The organism is Fischerella sp. PCC 9605, from assembly GCF_000517105.1.
Taxonomy (GTDB): Bacteria; Cyanobacteriota; Cyanobacteriia; order Cyanobacteriales; family Nostocaceae; genus PCC9605.
On record NZ_KI912148.1, the window covers coordinates 2,395,042 to 2,416,576 of the forward strand.

The window sequence follows — 21,535 nt, forward strand, 5'->3', positions numbered from 1 at the left end:
ATTGGTCATTAGTCATTAGTCATTGGTTGTTAGTTGAAAAAAGACAACTGACAACTAACTTTTAACAAAGGACAAAGGACAAAGGACTAATGACAAAAAATTTATTTTTCTAAGCGAACAGCGTACCACTGTAAATATTGTCCGCGACCCACATCTAATTCGCAGGTTGTGTCAAGCAAATATTTGGCTCTTTCTTCTACGGAATTAAATGACCGTAAATCAGGTGGTAAATTCTGAAAATCTATTTTTTGCAAAATTACCTGCAATTTTTCTAATAACTCTGATGCTGTCAGAAATTGTTCTGCTTGATTTGTTTCTAAAACAACAAAGTGGTCTTGCTGATACATTAAAGGATCTGGCATAACAAATATTTGTTAGGTTTATTGACACTTATTTAATTATATGATTTGACCTAAAATTCAGTAATTGTACTAAAAAATTAGCGTTTTTACCATACCAAGGCGTATAGTTTTTCACGCATTCTTTAAGTATTAAAGATTTATCATGTACTTGCCGCAGTGGGGCATTTTTTGATTCTGACTCAATTGGTGTCCAAACTAACAGCGGAACTCAAGACTTTAGGTACACGATTGAAGTTTTTAAAAAAATAGCAATTGCTTGTTTGTAGTTGGGAAAGATAAATAGTACATTTCCCTACCTTGCTGGTGCTTGGTGGGAAAAAAAGATAAAACTGGCTTGCTATCCCCATGAGTTTATCTATGCAAACTATTTACCACAAGCTTGGCTATACAAAATTAGGCATTCTAGAGTGCAACAGGAGCTAAAGCTGATACAGAATAGCTGCGTCCTGCAACTTTCGGCATTAATGCAGAAGCATATTCACCTTCCTTGCTTTGCCACAATGCAGTGAAATCAGCATTTATACCGTTTTTAAAGGTTTTATATAGCCCAGATTTTTATTTTCTGTGAAAAGCAACTCATGTCAGGCATAAGCCCATTTACTTCTATTTCCAACAAACCCCATCTGATTCTGGTAGCTGATGATGATACGATCATGCGACTACTTTTGCGTGAAGCGATGGAACAAGAAGGTTATCGAGTAGTTGAGGTCAGTAATGGTAAGGAATGTTTAGATGCTTATACCGCTGTCAAACCAGATTTAGTTTTGCTAGATGCCGTGATGCCTGTGATGGATGGTTTTACTTGTTGTCATGAATTGCTCCAGATTGCCAAGAAGAATTTGGTGCTAGCACTCGCATCCGTTGATAGCGGATCTTCTTTTGGCAATAATTTGATTTCCATCTTGTGGGATCGCACTCCTATATTGATGATTACGGGATTGGACGATCCTGATTCGGTAGATCGTGCTTTTGAGGCGGGAGCAAGCGATTTTGTTACCAAACCAATTCATTGGGCTGTATTGCGCCGACGAGTAAGACGGTTATTACAACAAGGGCAAGTATACAAACAGTTAGAAGCTGCTAACCATGCTTTGCAGCAACTTGCCAATGAAGATGGTTTGACTGGGTTGGCTAATCGCCGTTGCTTCGACCAACATTTAAATTCTCAGTGGTTGGAACTAGCTCAACAGCGATCGCCAATTTCACTCATTTTGTGCGATATTGATTTTTTTAAACTGTATAACGATAAATATGGTCATCCAGCAGGAGATGCCTGCCTGCAAAATGTGGCTGGTGTCTTAAAGCATACAGCCCAGAAAAATCTGGATTTAGTGGCACGTTACGGCGGTGAAGAATTTGCTGTAATTTTGCCATATACTCATGCTTCTGGTGCAGTTCATGTTGCAGCAGCGATGCAAGCTGGAGTTAGAGAATTAAAAATAGTTCATTCTGGCTCTGCCGTTAGTGAGTATATTACTCTCAGTTTAGGAATCGCCACTATTATTCCTAGTTTTGAGTCTTCACCATTAGCTTTGATTGAGGCAGCTGACAAGGCTCTGTATCAGGCTAAAGCAGAAGGGCGCGATCGCTTTATCATCAAACAGATTTAAAATTTTTAAGCTTTAAAATTCAAAAACTTAAAACCCTAATTTGACAAATATTTAAATAACTCAAATTTTTTAATCGAATATAGGTAATAGGGTAATGAGGATTGGGGATTGGGAATAGATGAAAATTATGAATTATGAATACTGAATGCTAAAAATTTCATAATTCATAATTCATAATTCATAATTTTTATGCCCTAGTCCCTAATCACTTCACTTGCTGTTGCCGTTACCACCATTACCACTGTTAGTAGTCAGGATGCGTTCAGCAAGTTTGTCGGGTACTTCTTGGAGATGGTCAAATTCCCAGTGGAAGGAACCGACACCGAGAGTTTGCGATCGCAATTCCACGATAAAGTTTTGCATTTCGGCTTGCGGTAAGTAGGCTGTGATACTATCCCAACCTTGCCAATCATGTATGGCTTCGTAACCCAAAATCTGCCCCCGTCTGCCAGTCACCAATTGCATAACTTTAGAGGTAAATTCACTGGGGGTAGTTACTTGCACCCGGATAATTGGTTCTAGGAGGGTGGGTTGACACTGCGGTATTCCCGTTTGCATTGCTAGGCGGGCAGCTTGCTTAAACGCTTGTTCGGAACTATCAACGCTGTGATAGGAACCATTGGTTAGCGTTACCGCCACATCCACTACCGGGAAACCCAAGGGGCCATGTGCTAGAAATTCCCGCACGCCCATTTCCACACCAGGGATGTACTGTTTGGGAACTACACCACCAACAATGGTCTCGTTGAAGTTAAAGCCTTCGCCGCGCGCTAACGGTTTGATGTCGAGATAAACATCACCAAACTGACCGTGACCGCCACTTTGATGCTTATAGCGCCCGTGAACCGATGAAGTTGGTTTGCGGATGGTTTCTTTGTAAGGTACTTGTGGCAAGTGGGTTGTCATCGGCAGATTATATTTGCGGCGCAGACGGTCTAGGGCTACTTGCAAATGAATTTCGCCTTGACCCCAAAAGATAACTTCGTGGGTGTCGCCGTGTTGTTCCCAAGCAAGTGATGGATCTTCTTCTAGTAGCTTACTAAGAGCACCACTTAGCTTCACTTCATCGTTGCGCTTTTCGGGAGTAATAGCGAGAGCATAAACTGGTTCTAATTGTTCGGCTTTGGGTAATTCTATAGCCGACTGCTGATTAGTAGATAGTGTATCCCCAGTCTTTATACCCTCCATTCGGCTCAAAGCGACAATTTCTCCAGCGCCAGCTTGATTAATTTGCTGTAACTGTTGCCCCATCATCCGGTAAATACCACCAGTACGAATGCCGTTGAGGACTATACCATCAGTTAATTTACCTTGCCAAACACGCACTAGGGAAAGTTTGCCACCTTGAGGAGTGTAGTAAGTTTTTAGCACCTGCGCCACGGTTGTGTCGCCTGTTTTAGTACCACGTAAGCGACGTTCAGCTGTGGTTTCTGGTTCAGGGGCTTCCCGTACCAAGGCTTCTAGTAGGGGTCTGACGCCATAATCTTGTTCAGCAACACCAAAGAATACTGGCACTACCAAATCTGCCCCTAATTCCATTTTCAAATCCTTGAGGATTTCTTCTTGGGGTGGTTCAATATCTTCTAAAAGTTCTTCTAGTAAGTGGTCGTCAAAATTTGCTAAGGCTTCGAGCATTTCTGCTCGGGCAATGTGTTCTTCTTCTTTAAGTTCTTCGGGAAACGGGACGGGGTCAGCAGGTGCGCCTGGATGATAATGATACGCCTGTTCGGTAACTAAGTCGATAAAACCAATTAGCTGTTCCCCTCGCATGATCGGATATTGGTGCGCTACTAGGGGACGGCTAGAAACAGCTTTGAGAGCGTGCAGTGTCTCCAAGACGTGGATATTCGCCCGATCCATCTTGTTAACAAAAACAAGGTGAGGAATTTCCCAATCGTCGAGGAATTTAAACAGAGGGGCGAGAGTGAGGACGCGATCGTTGATGGGTTCGCAAACTACAATTGCTGCATCGACTCCGATCAGGGCATTGTAGGTTTCTTGAGCAAATTCTACACTTCCCGGACAGTCAATAAAAGTGAAGCGGGTGCCATTATACTCAGTACTAGCAGCGCCCACTTCTACACTCATCTGGCGATCGCGCGCTTCTTGAGCGCTATCGCCCACAGTGTTACCATCCTTGACACTGCCCTTGCGGGAAATGGCTCCTGCCACAAATAACAAACTTTCTAGTAAAGTGGTTTTCCCACTTAAATAAGGACCGACAATTGCTACATTTCGCGAACCCGAGTTTACTTTTTCGTTCATAAAACCTTCCTTACGGTCTGGCACACTTAACCGCGTTATGTTTGAGTTATGAAGAGATCAAAACGGCTATTTAAGGAATTATCCCGTCTTTAATTTGACATTAACTCGCCTTTAACCAAGCAGCAAAAAATCGTATCCTGTTGTAAGATTTGGGTCATTAAAAGTTAAATTTTACAAATTTAGATTTATAAAATTAAAGATTAATAGATTGATTGCAACTGTAACCAAATATTTGTAAAGAAAACGTAACTAAAAGTGGAGTTATTGCTGAGATACTTAGTTACCATCACATCAGCAGATTTAAAACCTGAGGAATCAGGTTTTATTTGTATAGCTGCAAATCAAAATTTTATAAGCAAACCCTACAATATTTACCAATCAACAACCGATGCGAGCATTACTTTACAAAGACTATCTTCTCACGTCAGCGAGCTTAATATTCGGAATTGGAACAATTCTCATCCCATTCCCTACTCTTTCGCTGGAGTTAAAACCCCAAGCTATCCCCTCTTCCCCGCCTGACTTGCTAGCACAAACTGATAATAAAAACCCTACAAACTATTTAAATCAAGGTTTACAGGCTGTTCAGGCAGGTAAAATACCAGATGCGATCGCTGCCTTTCGTCAAGCTGCCGAGTTAGATCCTAACCTAGCCCCAGCTCACTACAATTTGGGTTTAGCACTCAGGCAAGCTGGACAATTACAACCAGCAGCCGATGCATTTTATCGAGCCACTCAAGCCGATCCCAAGTTTGCTCTGGCTTATGCCAATTTGGGTGGCGCTTTGTTGGAAGGAAAGAATTTACAGCAGGCAAATGATTACTTACAAAGGGCATTAGAACTCGATCCGAAACTGGGAGTTGCTCACTATAATTTGGGGTTAGTCAGAGAGCAGCAACAAAATTGGGATAAAGCGATCGCATCCTTTAAAAAAGCAATGGAATATAGTAAAAATGCTCCAGAACCAGCCTACCATCTGGGCGTATGTTATCTCCAGCAAGGCAAAATAGATAAAGCCAAAGATGCCTTTCGCAAAGCAGTACAAATTAATCCCAAATATCCAGAAGCCTACTACAGTCTTGGTTCAATTTTATATAGCCAAAACAAGTTAAAAGATGCCTTAGAAGCTTTTAGAAAATCAGCCGAAGCTAACTCCAACTATCCCAACGCCTATTATGGTGCAGGGTTAGTTTTTATACAGCTTAATCAATATGGAGACGCGGCGCAGGTTTTGCAGTACGCCAGAGATTTATACAAAGCCCAGAATAATCCCGAGTGGACAAATAAAGCTGAGCAACTGTTGCAACAAGCACAAAGAATGAATTAGGGATCGGGGATCGGGGATCGGGGATCGGGGATCGGGGATCGGGAATTGGGAATAGGTGAAAATTATGAATGCTGAAAATTTCATAATTCATAATTCATAATTCATAATTTTTATGCCCCTTGCCCTAATCCCTAATTCCCAGTTCGGTCAAAATCAATCAAAATAAAAGTGTTGGGTGGACTGGCTGGTGTGTCAACGGTTGTCCCAATACAAATGGAAAAGTTCATGAGGAAGCGCCCCAAAAGCCAATTTTTGTTATGCGATCGCTGGTTTGACCGACATTGGATAGTCCGCCACATGGAGGCCTTCCAAGATTTGATTGTGATTGTCCTGTGTCTGAGTTTGTTCAGCGTCATGCTCTTGCAACTGCGGGGAATCTTTGTCGCCCTTACCCAGACACTGGACTATAAACATGTGACTGCCAAAATCTTATTCATCTTGATTTTGGTGGAACTATTTCGACTGCTCATGATTTACTTGCAAGAACACAGCATTGCTGTCGGTGTAGCAGTTGAAATTACGATTGTATCTGTACTGCGAGAAGTCGTTGTTCACGGAGCACTGGATATTTCTTGGATTAAAGTCGCATCAATTTGTGGCTTATTGTTTGTTTTGGGTGCCTTGCTAATTGTCTGTGCCAAGACACCACATATGGATTGTATGAGCGCAAACACAAAATTTTGCCCGATTGTCTACCTTGAGGGCAATCAAGAACAAAAAGAGCGCGATTTTGAGCATTCACGTCATCGCCAAGAAATTAGGTAAAAGGGACTGGGGACTGGTGATTAGGTGGGGGCATGGGGCAAGGAGCATAAAAATTATGAATTATGAATTATGAATTATGAATTATGAAATTTTCAGCATTCATAATTTTCACCTATTCCCAATGCCCAATCCCCGATTCCCAATCATCAGAAGGGTGTGTGAGCTGTAGCATAACGTACCCTCTTTAGTTGTATTCGTGCATACGCTTTTGGACAGATGAATACCTCTGTTAGAGCGAGTAGAAGTGAATATAGGAATTCTAAAGGAGGGTGAATCAATGACTCAAACTACAGAAAACAGACAGTCTCAAAATCCGATTAGCAACCTGGAGTATGACTTTCTCACCGTGTTGCACAATAAAGGCCAAGCTATCAAAGCTTACGACACATACATCCAAGACGCACAACAAGCAGGTTCTCAGCCTTGTGTAGAACTGTTCCAAAAGCTGCGCCAGTCTGATATTGAGCAAGCACAGGAAATCCGTCGCCATCTTCAGGAAGTAATGCAGAAAGGTAAGATGTAAAGTTGGTGATATAAAGCGATCGCTTTTTTATTGCTTCTTGCAAAAAAAGCGATCGCTTCTAACTTAGCTTGCAGCTACTATAATTCAAAGTTAGGAGCATCCAAAGATAGATTTGGATTATAGTAAGGATCTGTTCCTAATTTATGAAAGTAATCTTTCCATTTATCATTTAATTTATTCCACTCTCCCGGTCTTAAACCTTTTTGCCTACTAGCTGATTCATAATGGATAAGTTGAGCATAAGGCGTGACTATATTGCGATATCCAAATTGATGCGCTTTTAAACATAAATCGACATCGTTGTAGTTTAAAGGAAAGTCCTCATCAAGTCCTCCTAACTGCTGAAACACCTCTTGTCGCATCATTAAACAAGCAGCAGTTACGGCTAAATAGTTTCTATTGACAATATTTGAACAAAAATAACCTGATTGTTCGCTATCAAAACCATAGAAAGCATGACAAGGATTACCTTCAAGAATTATTATCCCTACATGCTGTATTCTGCCATCAGGAAATAAAAGTTTTGCTCCCACTGCACCAATTTCTGGTTGTTGTGCAAGTTCTAACATTGATTCCAGCCAATCAGGAGTAATTACTTCTGTATCATCATTTAACGACAGCAGGTATTGTCCTTTCGCTTCCGCTGCGCCTTTATTTATCCGCATCGAAAAGTTAAAAGGTTCAGCGCAACGTACTAATTGCACATTTAAAGCGACTATTTTCTCTAAAGTTGCTTTTGGAATGTCATAACCATCCACCACAATAATTTCAAAATTACGATAGGTACTCAACTGCTGAATGCTGCGGATGCAATTTTCTAAAAAACAAAGATTACCAGAAGGAATTTTAGTAGTTGTGCCAGCACTAGGGATGATTATGCTAACAAGAGGATGCCCAATAATATCGCGCCGAACTCTGTAAATACCTGGATTTGCTGTTTCTTCCACACGCCCTGGATACGGACTGCGCTCTAACATTGATTCTAGAGCTTTTCTACCAGCAATATACGCCCAAGGTTTTGCTTGTGAGCCAGATGCAGCAGAGGCGGATATGCTGCGCCAGTGATAGAGAATCTTTGGAATATGGTAGATGTTTTTTGTTTTCTCTACAACTCGCAATACCAAATCATAATCTTGTGAGCCATTATATTCGCTGCGGAAACCATTTATTTCATGAATCATGCTAGTACGATAAACGCCTAAGTGGCAGGTGTACATGCAAGAATAGAAATACTCTGGAGACCAGTCTGGTTTAAAGCAGGGAGAAAATCGCTTTCCTTTATTATCTATTTTGTCTTCATCGCTATAAATAAAATCTGCTTCTGGGTGCTGGTTGATTAACTTAGCATTTTCAAATAAAGCATCTATTGTTAATTCATCATCATGGTCTAAAAGTGCAATATAGTCTCCTGTTGCTAATTCTAATGCAGAGTTACTAGCAGCAGAAATATGACCGTTCTCTGTTCTGAATACAACTTTGATACGTGAATCAAGTTGACTATAGTGAGTCAATATAGAGCGAATATGGGGATGGGTAGAAGCGTCATCAGCAATGCAAAGTTCCCAATTTGGGTAGATTTGCTTGCGAACTGATTCAATGGCTTTTTCTAACAATTTTGCCTCTATATTGTAAACAGGCATAATTACTGAAAACTTAGGCTGGAGTTGCCATTGGACAATTTGCTGATGAGCAGATGTGATATCTTGTTGTGTTAATGTATTTCTTTTTATCCATTTTTGATATGCTATTTTATTCCTCAGTTGATAAGCAATATTTTGGTAGATAAAGTGTATTAATCCTCGCGTTTTTCGTCTGCGCAATATACGTTGTAGTTTCTGAACTTTTTTATTAAATTGCATTTCTATCTTTTGATTTAATAAACAAAATTAATAATGCTTCTTAAATAGGAGTTTTTCTTTTATCTTCAGCATTTTACTTCTTAACTGCCAAAATTTACTACTTTCCATAGCATTAACTAAAGTTTGTAATCGTTGAATCTCTGCATTTTTATATTGTAATTCTGCATGACACTGATAAATATCTGAATAAATATTGTTTATCTGCCTTACATACCCCAATCTTCTTCGCATCTTTTCTCCAATTACTTTTGGGCTTAATACAGACTTAATATGCTGATCTGCTTTTATACCCACTTGTTTTGCTTCTTCAGGATTATTAAATACGTACTGCATTAAACATGCAGCATGTTCAATGTCTGGTTCTGCCCACAGATTCCCTTTTTTGTAAGGCCCGTAATCCTCTGTTAGAGACACTAAAGAGTACTTAACAAGAAAACTATTACTAAGATTCATAAATTCGGTATTGGCTGAATAGGCAGTTGCTATGACTGGTTTTCCATAGAACATGGCTTCTGCCATCGTCAGTCCAAAACCCTCAGAGCGATGCAAAGATAAGTAGCAATCACAATTGTAAATGAGTGCATTTAGTTCATCTTTAAGTAGATAGCAATCAATTAATTTGATATTTTTAAAACCTTCTACTAAAACTTCAAATTGCTGGAGTTTATCTGGAAAGTATTTAGCGTTTGAAAACTTAATTACTAGCAAGACGTTTTCATTTTCTTTACCAAAAGCCCGTTTAAATGCTTCAATAACAGCCGCCGGATTTTTGCGTTCAAATACACTGCAAAAATCAAATATAAACAGAAAAATAAATTTATTATCTGGTAATCCTAGCGCTTGTTTACTAACTGAGGGTTTGGGAAGAGAAATACTGTGCATAACCTTTAGCACTGGTATAGGAGATACAGGTGCGATCGCTTCTACACAATAACTACTTGGAGTCCAGATTTCATGAAAAAGATTAAACGCAGACAACCATTCTTTGGGAAATTCTGGTAATTCCCACGCCCAAAATCCAATATTATACTTGTCTTTAAAATATTCAGGACTAGTGTAACTGATAAAAGCATTAATCATATCCACATTTACCTGAATAATATTTATTGGATAAGGATTATCATCAGAAAAATCTGTGTAGGAAGAATCCATCTTCCTATGCATTGTGTTAAAAGTACAGTTATTAATAACAAAAGGAATGCCAGCCGCTTCAACAGCTCTAATAGTTCCTCGGACTCCTTCACCAAGCCCAAATTCACTGTTAACATAACCTGAAATATTCACACCAAAATTATCGCTAACGGTGTTGTTGGCAATTTCAGGTTTTGAGTCCATATTTTTCTCCTAAAGTGTCAGATTCTAGCAGTAGGGGCACACAACTGTATACCCCTACTAGTTTTGAATAATTATCCACAGATACACATAGATAAGTACATGGCATAGATGATAAAGTAGCAAACTGATACCACTAAATCACTAAAACAGTAGCTGTAAGACAAAATTAAATTTATAAAACCATTACTTGTCGCTCAATTCCTTCAAATCATGATCGACCATTAGCTGCACCATCTGTTCAAAGGAGCACTGTGGTTTCCAACCCAGTTCCGCTTTAATCTTGTAAATGCAACCTGCCAATTGTACTGGTTCATCTGGACGGTAGAATGCAGGGTCAACAGATACATAATCTTCCCAGTTCAAACCCACATACTCAAAGGCACATTCTACCAGTTCTCGCACCGAATGAGTTTCACCACTGGCTATGATATAGTCATCTGCTTTAGTTTGCTGTAACATCAACCACATAGCATATACCGCATCTTTGGCATAGCACCAATCACGCCGTGCATCTAAATTACCAAGTTTTAATTCCTTGGCTAATCCCAGTTTAATCATTGCCGCAGTGTGAGTAACTTTGCGAAATACAAACTCTGTACCGCGACGGGGAGATTCATGGGTGTAGGTGATACCACAGCAACCAAAAAGATTATATTTTTGGCGATAATTGACTGTCATCCAATGAGCGTAAGCTTTAGCAACACCATAAGGATTACGCGGACGAAAAGCAGTACGTTCGGTTTGGGGTGATTCATCGGGTTGACCAAACACTTCACTACTAGAAGCTTGGTAAAATCTAGCATCAGGTTTACAGCGTCGAATCGCTTCTAGAAGCCGCGACACTCCCAAAGCAGTGTATTCAGCAGTAAGTGCTGGTTGTGTCCAAGACAGGGGAACATAGCTTTGAGATGCAAGATTGTATATTTCATCTGGTTGGCACTCAGTCACCACATCCATCAGCGAAGACTGATCTAACAAGTCACCAGATACAATATGGATCTGGTTAAAAAGGTGACTGATGCGTTCTAGATTGCTGGTGCTGGAACGGCGAACTAAGCCAAATACTTGATAGTCTTTTTCTGCAAGGATTTCAGCGAGGTAGGAACCGTCTTGTCCAGTTAATCCGGTGATGAGAGCTCTTTTTGCCATTATCTTAGAGGATGTTTGCAAAGTCAAAAAAAGCTCACGTAACAAAACTCTGTCAGTAGATAAAAATACGACAGTGTTGCGAGAGCTATGTATAAATTTTACCCACGCCATATGACAGACTAACAGTGGGAATGGCCACCGAATTTAAACCAGAGGAATGATTACCCTCACTTTCTGCTTTCAAGTACAATGCAGACTCTCAAACGACCTCTTGCTACAGTCTCACGCGCAACCTTATTTTGCTTTAGCAAGTATCTCAAAATGCAACATGCCGTCAGGAAGCCAATTTGTCTTTACGGCTTCTTCATTTTTATCTTCCCAATACTTCCAAACTTCCTCAGCACTTTTAAATAGTGATTGTTTACCTGAATGTTCTACAATGTGTACGTCTTCAAATATTTCAAATAACTTCCGAAGAAAGTCTTGCGGATTTAGCTCCGAAACCTCTTTAAGGCAGCGTGGATTGAACTCCATTAGGACAATAGGCTTATGAAGAGTTAATAGAGTACGAAAACCCTCTATTGCATAAGATTCATGTCCCTCTATATCTATTTTTACTACATTTTTACTACATTAATGGAAGTAAGATCTTTTAGCAGGTCATCAAGTATAACCGACTGAAGATAGTTCTTACCATTCTCTGGTGCAATTAAATAAGTATTAGATGTTCCACCATCCAGTGAAAAAATATCCACCCTATTTGACGCTGCAAATGGCATGACACACACATTTTTAAACTTATTTTTTACAATACCCGCATATAATAATTGCAAATTATCAGGGTTTGGTTCCACAGCTATGACTTTTCCAGAGGTTCCTACCGCTTTTGCTCCTGCAAAAGTCATCATACCTACATTTGCACCTATATCAACAAATGTATCTCCTTCCTTTAGTAGATTTGATAGCACGTTAACTACGTGCGGCTCCCATGTCTTATTATTTACAATTTGACGACCAAAATCTTGTTCACTTTTTTTAACACAAACGTAATACCCTCCACAATCAATAGCAAGTACTTTTTCATCATCTTCAATTTTCTGTTGATATTCTGCGGAATTAATAAATGATGAGAATAATTCATCTAGTGAAATACCGTTTTTAATTAGTTTTTCGTAGTCTTTAAATCCGGCATATTCTGGGTTTCTGCCGAGAATTAATCTATAGGCTGAAATGACATCTTCAATATCAGCAACACCGTTAAACGGTTTATCAACGTAATTTCTCATTGTTTCCTCTCATACAGATTTTATTGCAGTACAAATATCTGTTCAGTTGCTTATAGCAGTCTAACACTCCTATGTAAGAGTATTATCCAGCACTTTGGTAATCTTGTCTCAGTAAATCGCTGACTTGTACTAAAACACATCTTTTCAATTTAGTAGTGAGTTAAGTAAGAGGTAATTTGTGACTAATGCGTTCTAGGTTATTGGTGTTAGAACGGCGGACTAAGCCAAATGCTTAGTTACCTTTTTCTACAAAGATTTCAGCGAGGTAGTAACTGTCTTGTCCAGTTAATCCAGTGATAAGAGCTTTTTTATCATTATTTATTTAATATATTCTTCATTAATTACCTCAAATATTTGCTTTTAGCTTTTGTAGGCGTTCGCGTACCCATAAACTTTTTTGAACATCATTTTCTAGCAGTCATAAACAAATGGGCTTGTAAAAACTCTCGCCCTTTGTGGAAATTAAAATTACTTATTCAATAAACTTAAATATTTTTCCTCTATCTTCGACCACACATAATTTGTCTCTACAAACTTCTTTCCCTGCAAACCCAACTGATATCTAATGTGTTCATTCATCATCTCTATAGCTACCTGAAACTCTTCTTTGCAGGTATACCAAAGTCCGCCCTGTGCGCGACGACACTGCCCTACCAAGACATCACATTTGTCACTAACCAATACAGGCTTACCTACTGCCCAAGCTTCTAACAACACCATAGAAAGACTTTCAAATGGTGAAGGCATTACCAATAAATCACAAGCTGCTAAAGCATCCCACTTAGTTTGATCGTCCACAAAACCCAATGCAATAATATCTGGATGCTTGGGAATTGGCATTGTTGGCTTACCCAGCAAAACCAATTTTCTGGAGGTAGAATTCTGTTTTCTTAACTCAATAAAGTAGCTAAAAAGCTCATCACAGCCTTTGCACGGATCAATCCTGCCAACATATAGTAAAAAAGGGTCATCAATTTTGTATATCTGCCTAAAATTTTCTGCACTCAAGGCTTTTGGCGAATCTACAGCTACACCAACAACAGGCCCCTCTAGATTTATCTTAGGAAAACGTACTTTCAAAAAATTCCTTTCTTCTACCGTATTAAAGATAAATCCACGCGCTTTTTCAAACAACGTATCCCACATACTCATATAAATAGGCCATTCGTCATGAGCTAGAGGAGCTAAATAAGCTTTGTCTGCTACTAATGGCAAAAGGAAATACGTTGTCGCATATAAATAAGTAAAGAAAATAAAAGCATCATATTCATGATGATGCTGTTTTATATGAACTGTGAGTTCATGAGAAACTGGTCCCTGAGCCTGCATCCATTCTTCTTGTTCTTCTATAGAAGCTGATTTAAAACGAGGAGAAATCTTTTCAGATAGATGATTGAATGCTTTTATATCTCGTGGCTTCTCTACCGAAAAACGCCGCACCTTAACACCTGCAACTTCTGTTATTCCTGGGGAATAGTAATTTTGCCAAGTTAGATAATCTATTGCACAGGTTGTAAGTATTTCCGTATCCCAATATTGAGACATCCGCTGTGCAATTTTCAGGCAGTGAGTTTCTGCACCCCCATTAACCTCTAATCCGCATCGCTGTACTACGAAAGCTATTCGTATCATCTTTTTGTTTTATAAGAAGCTATTTAATGTAGACAATTAATAGAGTTTAAACTTACTATTGGGGATACGCAACAATGACAATATGGCTTGATTTGTTGGCTTCAAATATCTTCATAACTTTTGCCATATCATCTGCACATTCGGAAGTTTCTCAACTTCCTTTTTTTCATTAGCAACTGCATCAAATTTGTCGATTGCTTACCAGTTTGTCAGCTAATTCCAGATGTATCATTATGTTGTTACATAGTTATTTGTCTGAATTTGTGTGTTTTAATTATTAAAATTAATCTACTGATGCGATTAAATCTAAGTGCATCATATCTCCTGTTTGATTAACTTCATTAATATCAATCCAATATTCCATAATCTCCTTATAATCCCAAGCTTTCTTTATATTGTCATCACTTAAAATTATGGATACTGAATTATACAATCCAAACAATTCAGATAGATATTCCTCAGGCTCATTTCCCCCAAACTCTCTTAATGCTTTAGGGTGAAATTCAGTAATGATAGTAGGTAACAATTTCTTTAATATTTTTTTAAAACCTCTAATTGCTTTAAGTTCATGCCCCTCAACATCTATTTTTACAACATTAATATTCTGATATCTTGCAAGCTGCTCATCCAAAATAATAGATTGCGTAAAAACACTGTATTCTGTAGGATTTTTAGTGTTTACAAGATGTCCGTTAGAGCTTCCAATTACCATTTCAAATATGGATTCACAATCAGATGCAGCATATGGAAGTACATCAATATTTCTAAATCTATTTTTTACAATACTCGCAAAAATCAATTGGATGTTATCAGGATTTGGTTCTATTGCAATTACTTTTCCTTTATCCCCAACAACAGATGCGCCCAAGACTGTAAAGTAACCTATATTTGCCCCAATATCAACAAATGTATTTCCCTCATTTAATAGACTAGATAAAATCCTTGTAATATGTGGTTCATGTTGTCTATTTTTGATGATTTCACCTCCAACATCTTGATCTGATAATCGAGCATATATAAACTTTCCCCCAATATCGACTGCTGTAATTTCTTCTTCAGTTTCTAATTTTTTTTTATATTCAGTTGACTGTAAAAATCCAGTTATGAGCTTATCAAGCGTCATTCCAGCTTCTATATGTTTTTTGTAATGTTGAAACCCCTCATTATCTGGAAACCTTTTCAAAATCAGTCTGTATGCATAAACAACATCATCAATTGTTGCTTGGGAATTGAATGGTTTATCAAAGTTCAAAATATTTTTGTTTATTTGTATATTGTTCAATAGCTGTATAGCACTATCCCATAACTTCTTAAACATATCCTTTCCTCTCTGTAGATTCTTAAATCGTCTATCATAATCAACCTAAAAATGCAACTAATCTCATTGCAGCTTTTTTAAAGCATCTATAAATTTCGCTTCAATTATTTCGTTTGTAAAATTTTCTTGATATCGACACCAACCCATTTCACCTAAAGAAGCGCGAGTCGATTCGTTTCTAGCTAGATAGTCTATTGATGCAGCCAACAAATATGGGTCTGGCTTGTCCCATACCAACCCCACTTTTCCTACAGTAGAGGGAATAGCTGATGAGCCGTAAGCTATAATGGACAATTTCATTGCCATAGATTCAACCAGTGGTACACAAAATCCTTCATGTTCACTGGTAATTAAAAAAATCTGAGAAACAAGATAATAAGCTTTCAGTGCTGCTTCAGAAACTCCTCCAGTAAATACTACTGCTTCTTGTAATCCTAAAGATTTAACCTGTTGATAAAGTATTGCGCTATATTTTTTTAATCGTTCATCTTGTTTTCCAACTATTAATAAACGACTATCTTTGTTATAACTATTGTGATATATACTAAAAGCATTAATTAAAGCTATATGTCCCTTGTTGGGAGCAAGGCGACCTACCATTAAAATATTAATTTTTCCATCTTTGTACTTATCTATAACATTGAGGTCTGCCTCAATATGTTGCAAACGTTCTATACGATGAAATGGTGACAAGACTAAAGCTTTTGTTTTCGGGACTCCTTGAGATAATAGTTCTTGTGCATTGTAGTCAGAAGCACATAAATACAGATCGCAATTGCTATTGGCTATAGATTTGAGTTGCTCTCTTCCAGAACGACAGGAAATAACATAATCTGCATTGATACCTTCAAAAAATTCTGGTGGGGTAACGTTATGGTATCTAACAACTTTTTTACACTGAAGATTCTGGAGGAGGTTAAGACCTTCATTCCACCCTACAGAATATTGATAAATTAAAATATCAGATTTTTTAGAAAGAAAACTTTGAATTTCATTTACATGTTTAATCGCTGGTTTGGAAATACCCCAATTTGCTGCAAAAATCTGGGTTCTGTACCCATGTTTTACTAGAGTCTCATACATATGTATGACATCATTACTGACTGCATCACCGCTGGTAATACATGGGCTTAAAATAGCAATATTGCTCATAGCTTATATCCTATGATGGCGTAATCTTGTGGGCCATAGAAATAATCGCTAAACTGTTCAGCAACTTCAGAGCCAATCAGTTTAAATTCTTTAGAAAAAGGATTAAGGTTTATGACCTTGACATTGCACAAACCTCTGATTTCAGCGACAAACTTAACCATGATGCTTGGTAGGGGATTGCGATGGGTGGGATCTATATAAAATAAATGACTTCCTACTTGGACATTTTGTGAATTTGGGGTTTCATAAATTACTAATCCACTAGGCTTAAGTACCCGCACGGTCTCATCAAATAACTGGATTAGCTTTTCAAAAGGTAGATGCTCAATAATATGAAATCCAGTTACTGCACCTAAGCTGCCATCAGGTAAAGATTGTAAATAAGCAATTACATCTGATTCAATCACCTCTAGTCCTCTGGCTCGGCATTGCTCCAACATGATTCTGTTAATATCTAGACCCCATGCCGTATAACCAGACTCTCGCAGCAATTCTAGCCATTCACCACGCCCACAACCTACATCTAAAATCGGAAATTCGGTTGTACCAACCTTTGCTTCTTCGATAAAGGGCAAGTAAAATTTCAATTTGTTGAGGATATCCTCACGACTACCGCGAAATTGGTCTTCAAATGCAGCGTAGAAAGCATCCAGAGAATGTTGATCTTCATTAATAAATGTTTGTAGCTGCTGTTGATTAAATGATTCTGGTAAACGTTGCCGTGCCTCCTCCAGAAACGTTGCGATCAGACGTTTCTGTTGCATGAGGTCATTTTTGAGGTAACTATCATTTTTGATGTAATGCTCATTTAGACTTTGAATGCAAGTATTCATAGCAATCAGTCGCTCATCGAGTCCTTTGATGCGAGTATCTGTAGCATCCAAGCGCTCTTGTACATCAGTTATCGAACTATTTGTGTGAGTATCAATCTTATTAAAGTAACTATCAATGTCTTGAATGCTGCTATTTACAATATGCAAGCGCTCATCTAATGTTTGCAAACGAGCATCTACAGCATTCAGACGTTCATCCATCGCTTGTAAACGAGTACTTACACTATGCACGTGCTCATCCAGATGCGATCGCAAAATTGTTATTTGTTCAATTAACTGCTGATTCAGCAAGGTAGACCTTTTTAAAGCATTAATGACATTAAAGTTTACTTCTCGTTGGTCTTTAAATATAAAATTTAATATTTTGAGTGCTACTTTTTGTATTCCTTTACTTAGATTAAAAGGAAACTGATTCAAATTATCAGGCCACTTTGTACGGACAATTGCTCTAGATTCTGCATTTACAAGTAAAGCCTCAATATGGTTGATCGACAAATTCATTGCTGATACTTCAATATCAGGTTCAATATTGATTTGGGAAAGGGCAATATTGGTTTGGGAAAAAATGGGTGCCTGAGATTGGTTCTTCCGCCTTGCTGCTTCCTCCCGAATTTTTTCCATTAATTCATCAACATTAATTTCAAGTTTGTTTTCATCAATCATGTTCACATTCTCATCTTTAGGGATTACAAATTCTTGTTAATTTAATAATTCTCATGACATCTAAGCTAATTTAGAGCTTTTATCTCTTTTACAGTTTTGGCAGGAACACCTGCTACAAGATGATAGTTAGGAATCTCACCTTTCACGACTGCGCCAGCCGCTACGACACAATGCTTGCCTATTTTACATGGACCTATGACTGTGACATTACTTGCTATCCACGTACCTTCTTCAATGATGATGTCATTGCCTTCTTTCGGAAAATCATACATTCTCTCTTTGCCAAACTTCTTATAGTCGTGAGTTCCAGTTATTAAGCTGACATTATGCCCAAAAAATACATACTCACCAATATAGATATTTCCGGAAGATAAGTTGAAAAACGCATTATTGACAACGCAATTATCTGACATTTTCAGTCTTTGAGCATCACCATAGACGATATACTGGTTTAAACTTATATCTTTAATGCGTTCCTCAAAATATTGCTGGGACATAAATTGCTTAATATATTGTTCGATATAAGTTTCCATATATGATTTCAACCATCTTTCTAAACGAGACTTGAAAAAGTCTTTGATTATCTGGTACATAATTTATCTTCAACCTCAAATAGCCTTATCTTTCTACCAGATACTTGAAATATTCCGTCTACAAAATCATTGACTGCTGCTTGGATAACAGTTGCATTTTGAATCCAATCCAGCATTTCTAAATTGTCATGGGGGCCATCTCCAAATGCTATATCAAATGCATAATTTCCCCCAGCTAAGTGAGGCCAAATAAATTCAAATTCAACTGTTGATCTTCCTGTCTCTGACTGAGATAGCCAGCAACTGGCAAAATTTTTATCTAGCAGTTCTGTGCTCCATCCTGATAAAACAGTTCGTAATCTATCAAGTAAAGCTATGCCAATATTAGGCTTTCTAATTTTGTCATGTCTAAATGTAGTAATTTGGACTCTGACTATATCACCTGGATAAACTAACGTAATGGGCTTGTTCTCTTCATTTACAAGAGATACAGCTTCAATTTCTGCACGACCTGTTCCAAATCTTTCAAATCCAGGAAATGCTAAATATGGCTTGTTTGTAAAAGGATTTATTTCTTTAATAGTAATTTTATTTATATCAATTTTCTCTTGATTTAAAGTAGTAACGTTGTGTTCTGATTCAATATGTATTGCAGTTCTCTTATTTATTTCCTCATGCACCCAAGCTTGATAGTGTTTACATACCTCAGCAGGTATTCCGGCATCTACAATTACACCTTGATTAAGCCATACACTCTCAGAACAAAGCCGTGAAACAGAACCTATATCATGGGATACAAATAAAATTGTCCCGCCTGAATCTTGAAAATCTCTGATTTTCGCCATACAGCGGTGCACAAACACGCCATCTCCTACTGCCAAAGATTCATCTACTATCAATATTTCCGGATTAACATTAATTGCTACTGAAAATCCCAAGCGAACAAACATACCACTAGAATATGTTTTCACTGGCTCGTCCATAAAATTGCCAATTTCAGCAAAAGCCGCAATATCATTAAACTTAGCTTCTATCTCTTCTCGAGATAATCCTAAAATTTGTCCGTTAAAAAATACGTTCTGCCGCCCTGTAAACTCTGGATTAAACCCACTACCTAACTCTAACAACGCTGAAACTCTTCCTTTTACATTCACCTCTCCTGTAGTTGGCGTGAGCGTTCCGGCAATAATTTGCAGTAACGTACTTTTTCCAGAGCCATTTTGACCAATAATTCCTACAGTCTCTCCTTTGCGAACCTCTAAATTAATATCTCGTAATGCCCAAAACTCCTGAGCGTGGCTTTTTCCTGGTAACAAAATTTCTTTTAGTCGATCCACTGGACGAACATAGCGCTTATAGCACTTCGAGACATTTTTTAGCGAAATTGCAATCTCCTCACTCATATTGCCACACACGCTTTCAAAACTATTTGTGCTAAATATTATGCCTTCAAGGAATTACAGGCAAGCGCTCCCTTATTTAATAGATTGCACGCAGCTACTTACAATACATCTGCAAATGCCGGACGCAAACGCTTATAAACCAAAAAACCACAACAAAATATTAATGCAGATACGGTGGTAGCAACTCCCCATTCACCCCAGTGCTTAACTTCTCCCACTAAAATTAGGTCACGATAAATTTCACCAATGGCTGTCATGGGGTTTAACCAAAATATCCAATTCCGAAATTGCTCTGGAATTACCTTAGCTGGATAGACAAGTGGTGTCAGATAAAACCATATATTTAAAATAACCCCTAATGTCTGTGGAATATCGCGCAAAAATACAGTTAGTCCTGCCGCTAAATAACCCAAACCCGCCGTTAACAATAATTGCGTTATCCAGACCAACGGCAAAAGCGACAAGGTAGCATGCAAAGTATGAGAAGTTATCGCTACAAAAAAAATCAGCACCATTAAGCCAAAAGAACTTTCAACGAACATTGATAAAATAGGCACTAGTGGTAATAAAGCTAGGGGAAACACTACCTTCTTGACTAAATTTGTCTGTCCTACCACCGAATTTGTTGCTTGAGTCAACCCACCTGTAAAGGCAATCCAAGGCAATAACCCTGCAAATAACCACAATCCATAGGTAAAGTTATTTTCTGGCAAACCTTTAAGGCTTAGCTTCACCTTTAGCAACATTGAGAATAAATAAGTGTAGATCAGTAACTGTGATAACTGATTGAGCAAAGGCCATAAATTACCTAGAACTGAGCCTTTGTAGCGTGCTTCTAAATCACGCCGCACTAGTGTTCTCAGCAAGTCAAACTTTGCCAACCACTGTTCATTTACGGGCAGTCTGTTTTTCAGCTTCCCTGCCTTCCGGACAACTCCTCGCATTGTTCGCAACAACTCTTGCTTCCTCGCTCACTACCTACACATCCAATTTTTCTCTTTCTTTTTGAAGCTAACTAGTTATGAAAGTTCCCATTGTATTGTTTTGGAAATAATTTTCACTCCAAAATTGCAATAAAAATTTTTAGGAGATTTTACCATAAATCGGTTAACCACATCTGATATTTTGTCTAAGCTTTATGCGGCTAATTTAAACTATCTGGTTCAATTAAAGACGATCGCTGTTCTGTGCTAAAAGTTCATTCTGTTTCAGCAGTCATTAATTTATTTTCCTCACTTCCCTGTTAAGGTTAAAACCCCAGGCTATCCTCTATTGCCCATCTCCCACTCAGCACCGGATTCAGCTACACTGATTTTTGGTTAATTGCATTGTGAGTTGGCATGGAAATCGGACAGAAAGTCAAAGTTTATCGTTTGCGTGATCGCGTATCTGCCCCTGTAGTCCAAAGGTTAGGACAAATCGGTATTATCGAAGGCTTCAAAATGACTGATGCTAGTGGTGTTGGTGTTGTTGTCAAGTTTGATGATAATTTTGCCACTTGGTTTTTTGAAGATGAACTCAAAGTAGTACAGTAGGTACAAACAAGTCACCAGTAGCTCAATCCGCTGATTGCTAAACTT

General features: G+C 38.3%; 19 protein-coding genes. 5 read left to right on the forward strand and 14 right to left on the reverse strand.

The features are described 5' to 3' along the window. Positions 1 to 101: 101 nt before the first annotated feature. The gene (locus FIS9605_RS0112845; protein WP_026732941.1) at positions 102 to 362 is read right to left on the reverse strand and encodes a chlororespiratory reduction protein 7; all 261 of its coding nucleotides are present in this window, start codon (positions 360 to 362) and stop codon (positions 102 to 104) included. A 578-nt stretch (positions 363 to 940) separates the two neighbouring features. Here FIS9605_RS0112845 and FIS9605_RS0112850 point away from each other — a divergent pair. Continuing rightward, positions 941 to 1,972 carry a response regulator gene (locus FIS9605_RS0112850; protein ID WP_026732942.1) on the forward strand — a complete coding sequence of 344 codons (1,032 nt, stop codon included), beginning with the start codon at positions 941 to 943 and terminating at the stop codon, positions 1,970 to 1,972. Positions 1,973 to 2,182: 210 nt separating this feature from the next. On the opposite strand, the gene FIS9605_RS0112855 is transcribed toward FIS9605_RS0112850, so the two are convergent. Beyond that, positions 2,183 to 4,237 carry an elongation factor G gene (locus FIS9605_RS0112855; protein WP_026732943.1) on the reverse strand — a complete coding sequence of 685 codons (2,055 nt, stop codon included), beginning with the start codon at positions 4,235 to 4,237 and terminating at the stop codon, positions 2,183 to 2,185. A 388-nt stretch (positions 4,238 to 4,625) separates the two neighbouring features. On the opposite strand from FIS9605_RS0112855, the gene FIS9605_RS0112860 reads away from it, so the two are divergent. The 3 genes from FIS9605_RS0112860 (at position 4,626) to FIS9605_RS0112870 (ending at position 6,852) form a co-directional block, all read left to right on the forward strand. Beyond that, positions 4,626 to 5,564, forward strand: a complete 939-nt coding sequence (locus tag FIS9605_RS0112860; protein WP_026732944.1) for a tetratricopeptide repeat protein — start codon at positions 4,626 to 4,628, stop codon at positions 5,562 to 5,564. A 225-nt stretch (positions 5,565 to 5,789) separates the two neighbouring features. Next, positions 5,790 to 6,329 (forward strand): phosphate-starvation-inducible PsiE family protein, encoded by a 540-nt coding sequence (locus FIS9605_RS0112865; RefSeq protein ID WP_026732945.1) that lies wholly within the window; start codon positions 5,790 to 5,792, stop codon positions 6,327 to 6,329. 277 nt (positions 6,330 to 6,606) lie between these two features. Further along, a complete protein-coding gene (locus tag FIS9605_RS0112870) occupies positions 6,607 to 6,852 on the forward strand; it encodes a hypothetical protein (RefSeq protein WP_026732946.1) in 246 nt (81 codons plus the stop codon). Positions 6,853 to 6,929: 77 nt separating this feature from the next. Here the strand turns inward: FIS9605_RS0112870 and FIS9605_RS0112875 are convergent, their stop codons facing one another. The 12 genes from FIS9605_RS0112875 to FIS9605_RS0112930 form a co-directional block, all read right to left on the reverse strand. Then, positions 6,930 to 8,711, reverse strand: a complete 1,782-nt coding sequence (locus FIS9605_RS0112875) for a glycosyltransferase family 2 protein (RefSeq protein WP_035139558.1) — start codon at positions 8,709 to 8,711, stop codon at positions 6,930 to 6,932. A gap of 27 nt (positions 8,712 to 8,738) precedes the next feature. After that, positions 8,739 to 10,046 (reverse strand): glycosyltransferase, encoded by a 1,308-nt coding sequence (locus FIS9605_RS0112880; RefSeq protein WP_026732948.1) that lies wholly within the window; start codon positions 10,044 to 10,046, stop codon positions 8,739 to 8,741. Between the two features lie 183 nt (positions 10,047 to 10,229). Beyond that, positions 10,230 to 11,195 carry a GDP-mannose 4,6-dehydratase gene (locus FIS9605_RS0112885; protein WP_026732949.1) on the reverse strand — a complete coding sequence of 322 codons (966 nt, stop codon included), beginning with the start codon at positions 11,193 to 11,195 and terminating at the stop codon, positions 10,230 to 10,232. 234 nt (positions 11,196 to 11,429) lie between these two features. Further along, positions 11,430 to 11,669 carry a hypothetical protein gene (locus tag FIS9605_RS0112890; protein WP_026732950.1) on the reverse strand — a complete coding sequence of 80 codons (240 nt, stop codon included), beginning with the start codon at positions 11,667 to 11,669 and terminating at the stop codon, positions 11,430 to 11,432. 83 nt (positions 11,670 to 11,752) lie between these two features. Continuing rightward, positions 11,753 to 12,421 (reverse strand): FkbM family methyltransferase, encoded by a 669-nt coding sequence (locus FIS9605_RS0112895; protein WP_026732951.1) that lies wholly within the window; start codon positions 12,419 to 12,421, stop codon positions 11,753 to 11,755. 468 nt (positions 12,422 to 12,889) lie between these two features. After that, positions 12,890 to 13,966 (reverse strand): glycosyltransferase family 4 protein, encoded by a 1,077-nt coding sequence (locus FIS9605_RS0112900; RefSeq protein ID WP_231510313.1) that lies wholly within the window; start codon positions 13,964 to 13,966, stop codon positions 12,890 to 12,892. Positions 13,967 to 14,336: 370 nt separating this feature from the next. Continuing rightward, positions 14,337 to 15,371, reverse strand: a complete 1,035-nt coding sequence (locus FIS9605_RS0112905) for an FkbM family methyltransferase (protein WP_026732953.1) — start codon at positions 15,369 to 15,371, stop codon at positions 14,337 to 14,339. 63 nt (positions 15,372 to 15,434) lie between these two features. Further along, positions 15,435 to 16,523 carry a glycosyltransferase family 4 protein gene (locus FIS9605_RS0112910; protein WP_026732954.1) on the reverse strand — a complete coding sequence of 363 codons (1,089 nt, stop codon included), beginning with the start codon at positions 16,521 to 16,523 and terminating at the stop codon, positions 15,435 to 15,437. Next, positions 16,520 to 18,019 (reverse strand): class I SAM-dependent methyltransferase, encoded by a 1,500-nt coding sequence (locus tag FIS9605_RS0112915; protein WP_026732955.1) that lies wholly within the window; start codon positions 18,017 to 18,019, stop codon positions 16,520 to 16,522. The genes FIS9605_RS0112910 and FIS9605_RS0112915 overlap by 4 nt, the downstream gene beginning before the upstream one ends. 65 nt (positions 18,020 to 18,084) lie before the next feature. Beyond that, the gene (locus FIS9605_RS0112920; protein WP_231510314.1) at positions 18,085 to 18,552 is read right to left on the reverse strand and encodes an acyltransferase; all 468 of its coding nucleotides are present in this window, start codon (positions 18,550 to 18,552) and stop codon (positions 18,085 to 18,087) included. A 47-nt stretch (positions 18,553 to 18,599) separates the two neighbouring features. Further along, positions 18,600 to 19,955: an ABC transporter ATP-binding protein gene (locus tag FIS9605_RS0112925; protein ID WP_026732957.1), complete on the reverse strand. Its 1,356-nt coding sequence runs from the start codon at positions 19,953 to 19,955 to the stop codon at positions 18,600 to 18,602. A 98-nt stretch (positions 19,956 to 20,053) separates the two neighbouring features. Next, positions 20,054 to 20,899: an ABC transporter permease gene (locus FIS9605_RS0112930; RefSeq protein ID WP_026732958.1), complete on the reverse strand. Its 846-nt coding sequence runs from the start codon at positions 20,897 to 20,899 to the stop codon at positions 20,054 to 20,056. Between the two features lie 396 nt (positions 20,900 to 21,295). Here FIS9605_RS0112930 and petP point away from each other — a divergent pair, with 396 nt between their 5' ends. Beyond that, positions 21,296 to 21,490, forward strand: a complete 195-nt coding sequence (petP, locus tag FIS9605_RS0112935) for a cytochrome b6f subunit PetP (RefSeq protein WP_026732959.1) — start codon at positions 21,296 to 21,298, stop codon at positions 21,488 to 21,490. The last annotated feature ends 45 nt before the right edge of the window (positions 21,491 to 21,535 follow it).

Coding starts and splice junctions, on each gene's coding strand:
- FIS9605_RS0112850 (WP_026732942.1), top strand. CDS start 941: ATGTCAGGCATAAGCCCATTTACTTCTATTTCCAACAAACCCCATCTG.
- FIS9605_RS0112875 (WP_035139558.1), bottom strand. CDS start 8,711: ATGCAATTTAATAAAAAAGTTCAGAAACTACAACGTATATTGCGCAGA.
- FIS9605_RS0112890 (WP_026732950.1), bottom strand. CDS start 11,669: ATGGAGTTCAATCCACGCTGCCTTAAAGAGGTTTCGGAGCTAAATCCG.
- petP (WP_026732959.1), top strand. CDS start 21,296: ATGGAAATCGGACAGAAAGTCAAAGTTTATCGTTTGCGTGATCGCGTA.
- FIS9605_RS0112910 (WP_026732954.1), bottom strand. CDS start 16,523: ATGAGCAATATTGCTATTTTAAGCCCATGTATTACCAGCGGTGATGCA.
- FIS9605_RS0112930 (WP_026732958.1), bottom strand. CDS start 20,899: ATGCGAGGAGTTGTCCGGAAGGCAGGGAAGCTGAAAAACAGACTGCCC.
- FIS9605_RS0112920 (WP_231510314.1), bottom strand. CDS start 18,552: ATGGAAACTTATATCGAACAATATATTAAGCAATTTATGTCCCAGCAA.
- FIS9605_RS0112855 (WP_026732943.1), bottom strand. CDS start 4,237: ATGAACGAAAAAGTAAACTCGGGTTCGCGAAATGTAGCAATTGTCGGT.
- FIS9605_RS0112880 (WP_026732948.1), bottom strand. CDS start 10,046: ATGGACTCAAAACCTGAAATTGCCAACAACACCGTTAGCGATAATTTT.
- FIS9605_RS0112905 (WP_026732953.1), bottom strand. CDS start 15,371: ATGTTTAAGAAGTTATGGGATAGTGCTATACAGCTATTGAACAATATA.
- FIS9605_RS0112865 (WP_026732945.1), top strand. CDS start 5,790: ATGAGGAAGCGCCCCAAAAGCCAATTTTTGTTATGCGATCGCTGGTTT.
- FIS9605_RS0112915 (WP_026732955.1), bottom strand. CDS start 18,019: ATGATTGATGAAAACAAACTTGAAATTAATGTTGATGAATTAATGGAA.
- FIS9605_RS0112870 (WP_026732946.1), top strand. CDS start 6,607: ATGACTCAAACTACAGAAAACAGACAGTCTCAAAATCCGATTAGCAAC.
- FIS9605_RS0112900 (WP_231510313.1), bottom strand. CDS start 13,966: ATGTCTCAATATTGGGATACGGAAATACTTACAACCTGTGCAATAGAT.
- FIS9605_RS0112845 (WP_026732941.1), bottom strand. CDS start 362: ATGCCAGATCCTTTAATGTATCAGCAAGACCACTTTGTTGTTTTAGAA.
- FIS9605_RS0112885 (WP_026732949.1), bottom strand. CDS start 11,195: ATGGCAAAAAGAGCTCTCATCACCGGATTAACTGGACAAGACGGTTCC.
- FIS9605_RS0112860 (WP_026732944.1), top strand. CDS start 4,626: ATGCGAGCATTACTTTACAAAGACTATCTTCTCACGTCAGCGAGCTTA.
- FIS9605_RS0112925 (WP_026732957.1), bottom strand. CDS start 19,955: ATGAGTGAGGAGATTGCAATTTCGCTAAAAAATGTCTCGAAGTGCTAT.
- FIS9605_RS0112895 (WP_026732951.1), bottom strand. CDS start 12,421: ATGAGAAATTACGTTGATAAACCGTTTAACGGTGTTGCTGATATTGAA.